This window comes from Proteus sp. STS61-E (assembly GCF_040932335.1).
Lineage (GTDB): Bacteria > Pseudomonadota > Gammaproteobacteria > Enterobacterales > Enterobacteriaceae > Proteus > Proteus mirabilis_B.
Map to the genome: position 1 here is coordinate 70,588 of NZ_JBFQGE010000009.1, position 15,157 is coordinate 85,744.

The window sequence follows — 15,157 nt, forward strand, 5'->3', positions numbered from 1 at the left end:
AGAGAGTAAGGAGCTTTTATTTATGTTGGCACTTTCTGTCAGGCATCCGTTTAATATTTATTATTGGCTGATTGGCATATCGTTAGTTTATATCGGCGTATTAAGTTGGGTGTTACGTTCACTTTCTATGACAGAAAGTGCGCACCATATTCATCAGCAACAAGAAAATACATTATCCGTTTACCAAGTGGTATTTTCACCTCCTCAACAATCAACAGTCGTGCCGGAACCTTTAGTGGAAACGGAGCCACAAGAAACGCCCATTGTTTTACCCATTGCCGAAAAAGGGGAGTTTGTTGAAGCACCAAAGAAAATACCTGAAAAAATAAAAGAAAAGCCCACACCTATAAAACCAATTACACCTGTAAAAAAACAGGTGGTGCAAGAAAAAGTAGAGCCGATAAAACAGCGTGATTTAGAAAGCCAAGTAGCGCAAACGACTTCAGAAGCATCGGCAGAAAGCGTAACGCAACATACGGCAAGCTCGTTAGCAGGAAGAAGTCATGCATTAAGCGAGAAAGGAATAGGGCAAGGCGAATCTGATAATCACTATATTAGTTCACTGCGTCGAGAAATAGAGCGCCATAAACGTTATCCATCACAAGCACGTCGCATGCAACATGAAGGTCAGGTGGTGGTGAGCTTTTCACTAACCTCTGAAGGTGCGATTTCAAGGGTTGAGATAGAAAGCACTTCGGGTATTTCTTCCCTTGATAATGCAGCTATAGCTGCGGTTAAACGTGTAAAGCCCATAGGCCCTAAACCTGAAAACCTATTGAACCCTTTGATTGTTTCATTAGATTTTCAATTAAATTAATAAACTAACGAAAATACCCAAGTGTGGCTTAGACTTGGGTGTTTTTTTATAAAGTTGTTTTTGTGCGCTCATTCTCACTTTTCCGATCACAAACCCATAAATCCTTATTGTTAATGATATTGATTATGATTAACATTAATAATTACATTTATTATTTAAAGTAAAGATTATTTACTTGGAAAGTGGTCATGTTTAAATCCGTTGTCTCTATTGCCTGTCTTTTTATTTTTTCTTTCATTGTTAATGCCGCAAATGCTTTTGATGTTGGCGCTGATAGCCAATCTTGGCCTCGCACTTTTACCAACGTTGATGGTACTAAAACTGAAATTAAAGCAAAACCTCAGCGTATTTTATCGGCATCAGTTTCTATCACTGGAACGCTTCTTGCTATGCAAGCTCCGGTAGTTGCTAGTTCAACGGCGGCAAATGGCCAATTTTTTGCCCAATGGGATAAAGTGGCAAAAGAGAGAAAGGTTGAAAAACTGTGGTCTGCGGGCAGTGTTTCATTAGAGATGGCTTATCTTTATGCACCTGATTTAATCGTTGTTTCCATCAATGGTGGTGATACGGTCTATCCTCAAGTTGAACAATTTAAACAAATCGCGCCTACCATTGTTTTAGATTACGGCAAACAGAGCTGGGAAAGCTTAGCGTTACAATTGGCACAAGCAACAGGACAAGAAGAAGAGACCGGTACATTACTACAGCGTTTTGCGAATGTAGTAAAAGAGGGGAAAGAAGCGCTACAACTCCCTGAAGGTCAGGTCAATATTATCTCTTATTTTGGTGCTGGTACTGTTAATCCCGTTTCGCTAACCACCAGCCCTCATGCGGTATTATTACAACAACTCGGTTTTACCATTGAAAGTGCAGATCTCGCGTGGCAACCGAAAGATAAACCCGTTTCAGATTTTGTGTGGGCTCAATATGAGCATTTAACACAACTCACTGCACCCACAACGTTCCTATTAAGTGGAACTGCCAAAGAAGCCGATGTATTTATGGCTGATCCCATTCTTGCAAATCTACCTTCTATAAAAAATAAGCAAGTTTATGGTTTAGGTGCAAACTCGTTTCGTATTGATTATTACAGCGCACAAGAAATTATCAGTGATATGGTTGCGCGCTTTAGCCAACATAAGTAATAACGCATGTTTACTTCTCACCACAGCATAAAGTGGGGAATAAGAGGCGCTATTCTTCTGTTGCTCTGTTTTGCACTATTAAGCTTATTTGTAGGAAGCCGACCTGTTTCTATGTACACAACATGGCAGGCTTTTATCGATTTTGATACGACAAATAGTGAGCACTTATTAGTGCGCTACCTACGTTTTCCTCGCACATTATTAGCAATAGTGATTGGTGTCGCATTAGGCGGAGCCGGAACACTAATGCAAGCTTTGACACGTAACCCACTCGCTGATCCGGGCTTGTTTGGTATTAATGCTGGAGCCATGGTTGCGATTGTCTCTTTAATTGCGCTAACTGGGATCACTGATGTCACTATTTACATGTGGTTTGGTTTATTAGGGGCTTTCTTCGCAGGTATTGGTGTTTATCTTCTTGGTGGTGTAAGACACGGACTTAATCCTGTGAGAATGGTGCTTGCAGGTGTTGCGCTTTCCGTTGTTTTACTCGCTATTACACAGCTTGTTACGGTAAATAGTGATGAACGCGTGTTCGATCAATTCCGTCATTGGGTTGTGGGTTCATTACAAGGACGTAGCTTCGATGTTTTGTACCCAATTACGGTATTAGTGGTCATTGGAAGTGTGGTTGCTTACTCACTCACGCGTTCGTTAGATATCGTGACGTTAGGTGATGATATTAGCCATGCGTTGGGCGCTAACCAAAAACGAGTTTGGTTGTTATCGGCTTTTGCAATAGTGCTTCTTGCAGGGAGTGCAACCGCAGCCGTTGGACCTATTAGCTTTTTAGGGTTAACAGCTCCACATTTTGCTCGTCGTTTAGTCGGTGCTGAATATCGACGTATCTTACCTATGTCAATGTTGATTGGTGCATTAGTGATGTTAGTCGCAGATTGCTTAGGGCGGTTAATTGGCACACCGGGGGAAATTAGCGTTGGTATTATGATCTCACTGATTGGTGGACCTTTCTTTATCTATCTGGTTAAACGTTGGCGGATCATTACATTATGAAACTTAAAAATAATGAGATTATCTGCCAATTGGGTACATGGTCTTGGATCTTCTCTCCAAAAGATATCATCATCGCCTTTATTTTATTTTTATTGATGATTTCTCTGGCATTTTTCGCTCTTACAACAGGTAAGTTTCCTATCGAATTTTCTACATTGATAGATATTGTTGTCGGGCAATCAGAAGGCGGCATTAAAGAAAAAATCGTCATGGATATCCGTTTGCCTCGTCTGCTTACCGCAATGGGCGTTGGCGCTGCATTAGGTATTTCAGGGGCTATTTTCCAGTCGATTTCTCGTAATGTTTTAGGTTCACCGGATGTTATTGGTTTTACAACAGGTGCAGCAACAGGCGCATTACTTCAAATCATTATTTTTAATGGCACCGTTGTGGATATTGCTATTTCTACGTTAATAGGCGGAATGGCAACGGCGCTAATTGTTTATCTGCTGTCATTAAAAAATGGTGTTATGTCTGGTTACACCATGATTTTAATCGGTATTGGCGTCGGTGCCATTTTACATGCCTTTAATGGGTTATTGTTGGTAAAGGGCAATATTGATAATGCCATTATGGCTAATCTCTGGCTTGCGGGTTCGCTAAATGCCCGTACTTGGCAACATGTTTATCCTACCTTTATTGGTTTACTGATCCTTGTTCCACTTATTATTTTTTATGCTAAGTCATTAACGTTAATGGAAATGGGCGATGACATGGCACAGCAATTGGGTGTCCATGTGGGTAGAGTCAGATGGGTGATGATTTTTAGTGCCGTATTACTTGCCTCATTAGCAACTGCCAGCGCAGGGCCAATTGCCTTTGTCGCACTCGCTGCACCTCAATTAGTGATCAGATTAAGCCATTCAGGAAAGTTACCCATTGTGGGCTCTGCATTAATGGGAGCACTCCTTTTACTTTCTGCTGATGTGTTATCACAAAGCCTACCCATCAATATTACGATGCCAGTTGGTTTAATGACGGGTGTTATTGGTGGGCTTTATTTGTTGTGGTTACTAACAAGAAAACAGAGAACTTAAAATAATAATAAAGGAAGTAAATATTTACTAACTTAAGGATGAGTCATGGGATGGTCGCCAGAAAGACTAATTAAACATTTGGGATGTAATGAGGGTATTTTATAAATCGTCTAATGGCATGCCCTATGGCATGAAAGGTATAGACTTATGTCTACTATTCTTACTCTACGCGCTAAAAAAGCCACAATAACAACACTAGTGCAAACAGCTTTATTAGGAACTTTATGTATTGCCGCTCCTAGTGTAAATGCACAAGAAATAGAAAAAACGTCAACGTCACAAGACAACAAAAAACACGATGAAAAAGTGGATGTATTAATTGTGACCGGTGAAAAACTGAATAAATCTATCTATGACACAGGCTCGAGTGTCACGGTTTATGATGCGAAAAAAATAGAAGCCACACCAAATGCAGATGTGAACACATTACTGCAAATGACACCCAACATTGTGGATAACGGAAACAGCAATGCTTTACCTGCTATTCGTGGTGTTGATGGTTCAGGACCTGCACAAGGTGCGATTGCCTTTTTAGGCGGTACTCGCCCTAGAGTTAATTTCTCCGTTGATGGTCGTTCATTTACCTACAACGAATTTGGTTATGGTGCTCAATCGTTATGGGATGTGAATACCGTTGAAATTTTCCGTGATCCGCAAAGCTATGTTCAAGGTCGTAATGCGATTGCTGGTGCGATTTTGGTGAAAACTCAAGATCCCACATTCTATTGGGAAAATGCTGTAAAACTGGGGGCGGGTCAGCAAGATCTTCGTGAATATGCGGTGATGACTTCAGGGCCACTGATTGAAGATAAACTAGCATTTCGTTTTACCGCAGAAAGACAAGAGCGTGAAAGCTTTGTTCATATGGATAAATATTCACCAACGGGTGATCCACGCGATATTCATTCCAATACATTTCGTGGAAAACTGCTTTATGACTCTTTAGATAATCCTGATTTTAAAGCCAAGTTAACAGTCAGCCATCTTGATAGTCGATCACCGCAAAATGAAGCCAATATGGCAAGTAATTTAGCGCCAAATGCCCCTTCTCGTTTTCGTCCGGTTATTAAACGTAAAACAACCAGCGGTATTTTAAATACCACATGGGAAGCGAATGATAATTTGAGTGTTGAAAACACACTGATTTATACTGATTTTTCAACACGCCGCCTGACAGAAGCACAAAGCCCTCGTGCAGATATTGATGCTAAAGAGTTTGAATTTGAACCTATGCTCCGTTTTAAAACGGACAGTGAAGCATTAAGCGGAATTTTTGGTTTACGTTATTTTCATGCCAAACAAGATGAATTTGTGAATATCTTTGGTGGTAGCTATTTTGATGATAAAACAGAAACAGCTTCCGCTTACGGTTCATTAACTTACACACTATTTCCTGAAATTGACGTAACGTTATCAGGGCGTTTTGAACGAGAGCACCACATCCGTAATGGGGGAAGTGCGGCCGTTGCTATCGATTTTGATGAAACCTATAACACGTTTCTTCCTAAAGCAGATATCGCGTGGAAACCTGCTGTGAATCAAACCGTCGGTTTTGCTGTCGGCCGAGGTTATAACGGTGGTGGCGCAGGTGTGACGATTGGTAAGCCGATCGTTACTTACGTATATTCACCTGAATATGTATGGAATTATAGCCTTTATACACGTAATAGCCTGTTGGATAACAAGTTAAGTGTTATGACAAACTTGTTCTACAACGATTATAAAGATATGCAACTGCCATTTTATTTAGGGCCAAACTCTTCCACTATTCGTAATGCGAAAAAGGTTGAAACTTATGGTGCTGAATTAACGGTTGCTTATCAACCAATAGACTCTCTTGAATTAAATACAGGTGTTGGTTTATTAAAAACGAAAATCAAAGACTTTGGTAACAGTGGTATTGAAGGAAAAGAGTTAGCTCGAGCACCAAGTTATACTGCGAATGTCGGTGCTAAATATCAATTAACACAGGCGATGGATATTAGCGGTAATGTTCAGTTCTCGGGAGACTACTTCTCGAATGCGAATAATGCAGATAGTGGCAAAGTAGATAGTTTTTGGTTAGCTAATTTACAGCTTGGCTATAACTTTAAATGGGGTAGAACAACGTTATTCGCTCAGAACTTATTTGATTCTGATAAACGAATTCTTATTCCAGATAATAATAAAGATACCGCTATTTACCAACGCCCTCGTATGGTTGGTGCTTCAGTAGAAGTTCGGTTCTAAATATAAATCACAGCAAAGGGTGGTGTTAATTTATCACCCTTATTTTGCTTAATGTGATCATTCAATAAAAAGATAATGTTATGCACAATAGCCGATTACAGACACACAGTTTAAAGTTGGGATATCAACAGACAACGATTTGCCAAGATATTTCGCTTTCTATTCCTGATAAAAAGATCACCGTTATTATTGGCCCCAATGGTTGTGGTAAATCAACGCTACTGCGTAGTTTGTGTTGTTTATTAAAACCGTTATCAGGTTATGTTTCATTAGATGACCAGCCTTTAACAGCATTGCCAACCAAAAAATTAGCCCGTCAAATTGCGTTATTACCACAAACGATGCAAGCGCCTTCTGGGATCACCGTGGCTAATTTAGTGGCAAGAGGACGTTTTCCTCATCAAAGCTTTATGCATCAATGGAGTCGAGAAGATAAGTTAGCCATAGAAACTGCAATGAAAGAGACTGGAATTGTAGAATTTGCAGATAAAACAGTGGATTCGTTATCTGGTGGTCAACGGCAACGTGTTTGGGTGGCGATGATATTAGCGCAACAAACAGATATTTTACTGCTAGATGAACCAACAACATATTTAGATATTGCTTATCAAATTGAATTACTCAATATATTTCGAAAACTCAATCAACAACAGGGGCGTACCGTTGTTGCCGTTTTACATGATTTAAACCAAGCGTGTCGTTATGCCGATAATTTGGTGGTGATGGTGAAAGGAAAAATCATTGCGCAAGGAGAGCCAAAATCTATTATCAATCAAGCGCTAATCAAACAAGTTTTTGATTTGGAATGCCAAATTATTCCTGATCCTGTTGTTGGGACACCGATGATTGTGCCTTGCTAACTATATAGCTAACTATATAACTGACTATATAGCTAAGAAAGAAAAAAGCGGCTTTAGCATAACTAAATACCGCTTTTAGATTTGAGTTAGCATAAATAAATTATGCTGTTTTTGGCCATTTATTGGCAACCCAAAGTCCACTCATTTTCATCGAGTAACCAAATAAAACGCCAACGATTAATGAAGGGATAGTTTGAGAGAGATCCCCTTGAGCGGCAAATATAGTACATGCTCCAATAAAGGTACCGGGAATATAAGCGAGTAGTGCACTTTTAGCTTGAATACACATCACAAAGGCAATAACACCAGTGACAGCATAGCCAAAAATGGAAATATCACTAAATACTTGGCTACCATAAATAATCGCCAATGCCCAAATTACGCCACTCATAATGGTAGCCATAGTGACAGCTAATCCTTTAATACCTTCTTTAGGATAAGCAAAATAGGCGGTACAACCTAAAAAGCCAGCCCAGCTTAATAAGTCAAATTGATTAGCAACAAATGCCCAAATGGCAGAAAGAATGCCTGTTGTCAGCGCAGTAAAATAAAGCGTTCTCACGATAGACTCTTAAATATAAGGGGGATATTTACCCAGTTAACTAAAAACGAAGTTTAGCATTGTCATTGGCTGGTTTTCTATATTTAGATCATTAAAAAGCACATTTAATAATGGTATTAATACGTGTTAGATATATTGATCTTTATTCAAGATAGAAAAAGTAAACGATTGCGTAATCAGTTTTATTTATTAAATGTAAAAATAAATATTTTAACTAAGTATTATTTATTGATATTTAATTTATTATTATTCTTCAATAATATGAATATAAAGAGTGCGAAGAGAATAAGGACAATTGTTCTCGGTTTCAATTAGTGTAAAACCATGTCTTTGATAAAGTTGAATTAGATTTTTATTATTTTCGCATTCTAATATAATGATCCTACCACCAATAAGGGCTTTTGCTTCTGATAAGATAGCATAAATCTCATTCAAGATTAACTTTAAAGAAATAGGATTATTTATTATAGATGTGTTTTTCCCAATTTGACCAATAAGAAAAGCTTTAATTCTTTCAGCTTTTTTAGAAATTCCATCGAGTTGTTGTATTTTTGTTTTATTTATTTTTGCATTATCAAGAATAAGTTCTTTAAAGGATAAAGAGAAGTAAGCAAGAATTTCACCATTATCATTTAATATTAAATAGGTTCGTGCATTATTAGTTTGCTCAAATCTTATTGCTTTAGTAGAAGAAGTTAAAAATTTCTCAACATCACAATTTAAATTATTAGAAAACTACTTAAGAGTTTAATTGTTGTTTCTTTATCAAACTCTTTTAGTAGTTTTCCAAGTTGGACAATCGTTGTTTTAATAACGCAATTCCTTGTCTATTTTCTGTTTCGTAATTCCGTTTTACTATTTTTATATGTCGAGGATAACTTAAAGCATTCTGTATAAGTTCAATAGACTGTTTGTCCTTAACAATAAAATTTTTGCTAAAAGAAGTCGTGGCCATAGATATCTCCTATGATTTTCTTTCCGGAAAAGATAGCAATGTTGATTAGTATAAACAAGGATTAATTGTTTGAAAAATGAACTACAAGGAGGAGTAAAACTATCACTTAATTATTAAAAAACGACTATAGTGTGTAAAACGGACTTTACCTGCCATAACCGTTAAATTAAAATTTACACGGTATAGCAGGTAAATAGCTAAATATTGGCTAATCTTGCCGAGCGTGCTTTCATTCCATTCAATATTTTATTACTAATTTCAGAAGGAAAATCATCAGGTAGTTGTTGTTTTACACGTTTGATGGCATCGTCCATTTCTTTATAAAAATAACGAAGAATATCTGTCATCAATAAAGGATCGAAACTGGCTGCTTCAGCTGTTTGGTAAAAATGGCGAGGGAAAATTTGCTCAATAGCATATTTTTTTCCTCGACTTGCTTGTAATCCCATAGCGAGTTTTGCATCTCGTGGATTAAGTCCTCGTCCTCCAAAATTGGGATAGATAGACATGATGTCATAAAGAGGAGTGAGGTGAAAACGTCCTTCTTGATTGATAAAAATAGAAAAATTCTTTGCATGTCCATCTGTTGCAGCTAAAAGCCAAAATAGTACTTGTGCCTTCATAAAATGAAAACGGTCTTGATCAGCATTTGATGAACCAAGCAAATAATTCATAATATCAATAATGCCTGGGCCCCCTTCATTTTCATATTTTAGAGCTGAAGGTATATTTAGAATTTGGCAGAAATCTTCTTGGGGTAAGCGTATTATCCACGATTTATCAGATGAATATTTTCTATCAAAGCGTTCTACAGCAAGCGCTTTAATATTTTCTGTTTTAATAATAGAGCAGTGAGGGACGGGAAGATCAAACTCTTTGGCAATTAAGGTACAAAGATATTCATTTTCTACACTATCGGATAAATCCATTGTGTAGGAATGCCCTTCAATAACACCAATGGGTAGCTTAATAATATGTGTAGTCGGCGTATTATTGTGTGGCACACACCAATGATCATCTTTTAAAAGTAATGCTGTTTTTTCTTGTGCACCAGCAATAGAAATTCTGAAATCAGTATATTCTTCAAGCATTCCGAGTGGTGTATTGGATTGATATCCTAATAGTATTTTTTCAAGTTCAGCGTTATCAAGTTTGTTATATTCTATTTTTTTTATATTAGCTGGCGTACTACCACTGGGAAGTAACCGTAATGCACCAACTGTATCCGCACCTATGGCAGCTAATAGATCAAATGGTTGATTTGAGTTCGAATTATAGCGACTCACAATACGATTTCTAATTTCAGTATTATCAGGTAAAAGATTATCAAAGAAATTATAGACACAATCTCCTTGATATTCTTGAAGTTGTAGTGGCATAGAAAGAGATATAGGACGACTTCCCGGTTGATTAACCCAATCTTCAGCATATTGGAATGAATGCGCACCTGAGCTTTTTTTAGTAAAAATGCCCACATGATATTCATTCATATACACATCAAGGCTCGCCATTTACCACTCCTCTTTCCATTCACTTTTGTGTGCTAAATTATTTTTAGCATCTTTAGGATGAATTTCCATCTCTAAATTTAGAGCGGAGAGCAGTTTGAAAAAGGTTTCTAGCTTGGTGGAATTAGGATTAAGTTCAAAATTGGATACAGTGTCTTGTCGAATTCCCACTTTTTGGGCGACTTTACCTTGAGAAAGCTTTTTTGTTAATCGGACATCTTTTAGATGTACGCTGAGTTGATAGGCGTTAATTATAATCATCATCTTCTACCGGTTATAGGCGTTAATGTCTAATATACCGGTTATAGCGTGTAGATCAAGGTTTAGTGGTTATAGCGTGTAAAACGGACTTTACCTGCCATAACCGTTAAATTAAAATTTACACGGTATAGCAGGTAAGTTTTGATGGTTACTTCCCGATACAGAAACTTGAGAAAATACGACCTAATAAGTCATCTGAAGTAAATTCACCAGTGATCTCACTTAATGCTTGTTGAGCCAGTCGTAGCTCTTCCGCTAATAATTCACCGGATTTTGCATAAACCAATTGTTCATGGCCTTGCTGTAAATGTTCTGCTGCGGTATTTAATGCCTGTAAGTGGCGACGACGAGCCAAGAAACCACCTTCGGTATTACTATTAAAGCCCATTGCTTCTTTTAGGTGTGAGCGAAGTAACTCGATACCCATTCCATCACGAGCAGATAAGCGGATCATCGGGTAGTTACCTTGTGCCGTGATCTCGACATTTTCCCCTGTTAAATCTGATTTATTACGAATAACAGTAACAGGCAAGGTATTTGGCAAACGTGCCATAAATTCAGGCCAGATGTCTTCAGGTGTTGTGGCGTCGGTTGTGGTGCTATCAACCATAAATAGCACTCTGTCTGCTTGCTCAATCTCTTTCCAAGCACGTTCAATACCAATACGTTCAACTTCATCACTGGCTTCACGTAAGCCTGCTGTATCGATAATATGCAAAGGCATTCCATCAATATGAATATGCTCACGCAATACATCACGAGTTGTACCAGCAATATCTGTGACAATAGCTGCTTCTCGACCTGCTAATGCATTTAGTAGGCTTGATTTGCCCGCATTAGGGCGACCAGCGATAACCACTTTCATCCCTTCACGTAACAGGCTACCTTGGCGAGCTTGAGCACGAACGTCATCTAATTCAGCAATAACCGCGTTAAGTTTTCCTTCAATGATACCGTCAGAAAGAAAATCAATCTCTTCATCAGGGAAATCAATGGCAGCTTCAACATAGATACGTAGGTGAGTTAATGACTCCACCATTTCGTTAATATGAGAGGAAAATGCACCCTGCAATGAATTAATTGCTGAACGAGCCGCTTGTTCCGAGCTGGCATCAATTAAATCGGCAATCGCTTCTGCTTGTGCTAAATCAAGCTTGTCATTTAAAAATGCACGTTCAGAGAATTCCCCAGGGTTTGCAATACGCACACCGGGAATTTGTAAAATACGTTTTAGTAATAAATCCAGAATAACGGGGCCGCCATGGCCTTGTAATTCTAGAACATCTTCACCCGTAAATGAGTTCGGATTAGGGAAGAAAAGGGCGATACCCTGATCAAGTACTGAGTTGTCATCATTGCGAAATGGCAGATAATCGGCATAACGAGGTTTAGGCAACTTGCCTAAAACAGTTTGTGCCACAAGGGCAGCTTTAGGGCCAGAAACGCGTAGGATACCAACACCGCCTCTTCCCGGAGGTGTGGCCTGAGCGACGATAGTATCAGTGCTATGCATGGTGTACTCGCTTAATCAGAATAATCATATCAATATAAAAACAGAAGGCGGTCATTGTAGACCGCCTTCGCTATTTTATGTCACTTTCCTTTGAATGTAACCAAGGAAGAGGTTTTTCCTCATGTGACCTTATTTTTTGTCTCTGCTGTGTAAGCCACGTTTTTCCAGACCGCGGTAAATTAACTGCTGCTGGATAATGGTCACTAAGTTACTGACGATATAGTACAGAACCAGACCTGATGGGAACCACAGGAAGAATACGGTAAACACAACCGGCATAAAGGTCATGATTTTTTGTTGCATCGGATCAGTGACTGCTGTTGGAGACAGTTTCTGAATGATGAACATTGTCACACCCATTAATAATGGCAGGATGTAGTACGGATCTTGCGCAGACAAGTCTTGGATCCATAACATGAATGGTGCATGACGTAATTCAACAGAGCCCATCAGCATGTAATACAACGCAAGGAAGATTGGCATCTGGATAATCAGTGGTAAACAACCACCCAGAGGATTCACTTTCTCTTGTTTGTATAACGCCATCATTTCTTGGCTCATACGCTGTTTGTCATCACCAATACGCTCACGCAGTGCAGCCAGTTTTGGTTGCAGTAAACGCATTTTCGCCATGGAGGTGTACTGTGCTTTAGTCAGCGGGTACATGATACCACGAACGATAAAGGTGATCATGATGATGGAGAAGCCCCAGTTACCGATAAAGCTGTGAAGGAATTTCAACAGTTTAAACAGTGGCTGAGAGATAAACCATAACCAACCGTAGTCTACAGACAGGTCTAAATGTGGCGCAATGGCTGACATTTCTGACTGGATTTCAGGACCAACCCATAATGTTGAGCTGATATCAGCACTGCTATTTGGTGCAATTGTCACTGGTGCTGATTTATAACCAATCAGAGCAATAGATTTGTTTTCTAAAGTGATAGAGTAGAAGTTATTGTTCTGACTATCTTTAGAAGGAACCCATGCTGTTGCAAAGTACTGTTGTAACATTGCAACCCAACCATTATTCGTGGTTAGAGATAAGTTTTTATCTTCGATATCACCAAAACTATATTTTTTATAGTTGGTTTCATCTGATGAGTATGCCGCACCACGATAAGTGTGTAGCGCAAAGTTGCTGCTACCTGTATCACGGCTTTCTGGCAATTTAACAGATTGTTTTAACTGGCCGTAGAAGTTCATGGTCAGCGTTTTATCTGTTGTATTCTCAATTTTGTAATCAATACCGATATCGTACTGACCTTTCTTCAGAATGAAGGTTTTGACGAATTTCACGCCTTCTTCATTTACGAAAGTCATAGGTACGCGTAATTCATCTTGGTTTTCACCAAGTACAAATTCGTTTTTATCAGCACTATAAACTGGGCGAGATTTCTGATCTGGACCATCTGGGCCGATTAAGCCACTTTGAGCCTGATACAGGAATTGTGGTGTAGTTTCCAGTAAACGGAAAGGTGTCTGTGAATTAAGCTCGGCGGGATAGGCTAACAAATCAGCCTCATCGATAGTACCGCCCTGAGTATTGATACGAATATCAAGTACGTCAGTTTTTACGGTAATCAATTTTGCCTGCTCATTGCTGTTACCAGTTACAGCAAGACTATCACTGCTTGGCACGTCCGCTTGTTGCGAGACCTGAGCGGTAGTGGTGGTGTTTTGTGAAACTTTATCACCCTCCCACTGCTGCCAGATCAGGAAAGAAACGAACAGCAAAGCGATGAATAGAAGATTGCGTTGCGAATCCATCGTTAATTTTCTCTGTTATCGTCGTTTTTTCTAGGTGGGACAGGATCATCACCACCTTCGTGTAAAGGGTGGCATTTTAATATGCGTTTCACTGTTAACCAACTACCTTTTATCATTCCAAACCTGCGCAATGCCTCAATTCCGTAATTAGAGCATGTAGGATTAAAACGACAACGAGGCCCCAACAGAGGACTAATCCCCAGTTGATAGCCCCTAATCAGCAAGATCAGGACTTTTGAGCCAAGCGACAATGACGACGCCATAATTTACCCAATACTTCCGTCAATTGATGGTTATCAAGTTCAGCAACCCCTTTTCTTACTAATAGCACAAAATCCATCGGCGGTAATTCATGCTGATGTAAACGAAAGTATTCACGGGCTAATCGTTTAATGCGATTACGCTCATGAGCACGTTTAACGTTTTTCTTTGCGATTGTTAGACCGATGCGGGGATGCCCCAGCTCATTCTGGCGACCCAAAATAGTAACTTCTGGAGAACTCGCACGTTGTGGTTGCTGGAAAACAAAATTGAAATGCTTGGGAGTTAACAAACGTAACTCCCTTGGAAAAGCGAGCTTAACCACGGAATGGTTAGCTTTTATTATTTCGAAGAAACGGTCAGACGAGCGCGGCCTTTCGCACGACGGCGAGCCAGAACCTGACGACCATTTTTAGTGGCCATACGAGCGCGGAAGCCGTGGTTACGGTTGCGCTTCAGTACAGACGGTTGAAAAGTGCGTTTCATGGCGATTTCTACCTACTTAATATAATTACTGATTCAGCAAATGCGTTGACAGACAGGCGTGCAATAAATAAACAAACCGGTACTTCAATCGCAGCATCAATGATGGAAAGATGCGGGATTGTAATAAAATCACTCAAATGCGTCAATGAAGATGACGCTTTAAGTACCGATTTTTGTCGTCTTTTTTAGCAAACCCGATAATCAATCCTGACTTATGCGCAACGAGTACGCTTATTAGCGGCCTAAAAAAGGTCTTAATAAGTGACTTTGTTGGTACAAGCACGCAGGGTGCAAGATTATACGGACTCATGGTGAAAGCGCAAGGATCTTTAGTGGATCAAATGAGAGATATTTGATCACTTACTATAAGAAAGGGAGATTTATGCAAAGAGAAAGTTATCCCCAATTGCTATTTATAGGACGACTCAAGTACACTAGAACGCCTTTGCATATTTCATTTGGTGAATTATCGTAAATCAGCAAGCCTGTGGATAAAAACCATAAAAACTGTGCAAAAGAAAGAGGATCTTCGTTTCGTTTTGCGATATGATCCCCCGTCACGATCAGAATAGCCAGTCTGCGATCGTGAATCACGATGTAAAAAAATCGTTGTCACCAAGAGTTGTTCCTTATTAAGAATTGAAGAGGAACGGTGTTGTGCACTTTGTATTTAGGCACACAGTGTTTAACTGCATTTTTCCTGTTTATTTTTTAGTCTTGTTTTTTTAGGGGAGTCCGC

15 protein-coding genes are annotated in these 15,157 nt (G+C 39.2%); 6 read left to right on the plus strand and 9 right to left on the minus strand.

Annotated features, from left to right (window positions below):
* Positions 1 to 22: 22 nt before the first annotated feature.
* From AB4J89_RS17910 to AB4J89_RS17935, 6 genes are all read left to right on the plus strand, one after another.
* Complete coding sequence (locus tag AB4J89_RS17910; RefSeq protein ID WP_368470175.1) at positions 23 to 817, plus strand: energy transducer TonB; 795 nt, start codon at positions 23 to 25, stop codon at positions 815 to 817.
* 188 nt (positions 818 to 1,005) lie between these two features.
* Positions 1,006 to 1,962 (plus strand): Fe2+-enterobactin ABC transporter substrate-binding protein, encoded by a 957-nt coding sequence (gene fepB, locus AB4J89_RS17915; protein ID WP_368470177.1) that lies wholly within the window; start codon positions 1,006 to 1,008, stop codon positions 1,960 to 1,962.
* Positions 1,963 to 1,968: 6 nt separating this feature from the next.
* Positions 1,969 to 2,976 carry an iron ABC transporter permease gene (locus AB4J89_RS17920; protein WP_088494151.1) on the plus strand — a complete coding sequence of 336 codons (1,008 nt, stop codon included), beginning with the start codon at positions 1,969 to 1,971 and terminating at the stop codon, positions 2,974 to 2,976.
* Positions 2,973 to 4,013 (plus strand): iron chelate uptake ABC transporter family permease subunit, encoded by a 1,041-nt coding sequence (locus AB4J89_RS17925; RefSeq protein WP_098941514.1) that lies wholly within the window; start codon positions 2,973 to 2,975, stop codon positions 4,011 to 4,013. The genes AB4J89_RS17920 and AB4J89_RS17925 overlap by 4 nt, the downstream gene beginning before the upstream one ends.
* Positions 4,014 to 4,160: 147 nt before the next feature.
* Positions 4,161 to 6,242, plus strand: a complete 2,082-nt coding sequence (locus tag AB4J89_RS17930; protein WP_368470179.1) for a TonB-dependent receptor — start codon at positions 4,161 to 4,163, stop codon at positions 6,240 to 6,242.
* Positions 6,243 to 6,322: 80 nt separating this feature from the next.
* Entirely contained in the window at positions 6,323 to 7,102 is a 780-nt protein-coding gene (locus tag AB4J89_RS17935; protein ID WP_368470181.1) for an ABC transporter ATP-binding protein, read from the plus strand.
* 100 nt (positions 7,103 to 7,202) lie between these two features.
* Here AB4J89_RS17935 and AB4J89_RS17940 read toward each other — a convergent pair whose 3' ends face one another.
* The 9 genes from AB4J89_RS17940 to rpmH form a co-directional block, all read right to left on the minus strand.
* Positions 7,203 to 7,664 (minus strand): DUF1097 domain-containing protein, encoded by a 462-nt coding sequence (locus AB4J89_RS17940; protein ID WP_088494149.1) that lies wholly within the window; start codon positions 7,662 to 7,664, stop codon positions 7,203 to 7,205.
* Between the two features lie 775 nt (positions 7,665 to 8,439).
* A complete protein-coding gene (locus AB4J89_RS17945; protein WP_088494147.1) occupies positions 8,440 to 8,619 on the minus strand; it encodes a hypothetical protein in 180 nt (59 codons plus the stop codon).
* A 197-nt stretch (positions 8,620 to 8,816) separates the two neighbouring features.
* Entirely contained in the window at positions 8,817 to 10,130 is a 1,314-nt protein-coding gene (locus tag AB4J89_RS17950) for a type II toxin-antitoxin system HipA family toxin (RefSeq protein ID WP_368470183.1), read from the minus strand.
* Complete coding sequence (locus AB4J89_RS17955; protein ID WP_072070485.1) at positions 10,131 to 10,388, minus strand: helix-turn-helix domain-containing protein; 258 nt, start codon at positions 10,386 to 10,388, stop codon at positions 10,131 to 10,133.
* Positions 10,389 to 10,536: 148 nt separating this feature from the next.
* Positions 10,537 to 11,901, minus strand: coding sequence for a tRNA uridine-5-carboxymethylaminomethyl(34) synthesis GTPase MnmE (gene mnmE / locus AB4J89_RS17960; protein ID WP_088494146.1), 1,365 nt, complete (start codon positions 11,899 to 11,901; stop codon positions 10,537 to 10,539).
* 129 nt (positions 11,902 to 12,030) lie between these two features.
* Entirely contained in the window at positions 12,031 to 13,671 is a 1,641-nt protein-coding gene (gene yidC, locus AB4J89_RS17965) for a membrane protein insertase YidC (RefSeq protein WP_088494145.1), read from the minus strand.
* 2 nt (positions 13,672 to 13,673) lie between these two features.
* Entirely contained in the window at positions 13,674 to 13,934 is a 261-nt protein-coding gene (yidD, locus tag AB4J89_RS17970; protein ID WP_072064717.1) for a membrane protein insertion efficiency factor YidD, read from the minus strand.
* The gene (gene rnpA / locus AB4J89_RS17975) at positions 13,898 to 14,257 is read right to left on the minus strand and encodes a ribonuclease P protein component (protein ID WP_071788569.1); all 360 of its coding nucleotides are present in this window, start codon (positions 14,255 to 14,257) and stop codon (positions 13,898 to 13,900) included. Before rnpA ends, yidD begins: the two co-directional genes overlap by 37 nt.
* 17 nt (positions 14,258 to 14,274) lie before the next feature.
* On the minus strand, positions 14,275 to 14,418 hold the full coding sequence (rpmH, locus tag AB4J89_RS17980) for a 50S ribosomal protein L34 (RefSeq protein ID WP_004246509.1): 144 nt from the start codon (positions 14,416 to 14,418) through the stop codon (positions 14,275 to 14,277).
* Between the last annotated feature and the right edge of the window lie 739 nt (positions 14,419 to 15,157).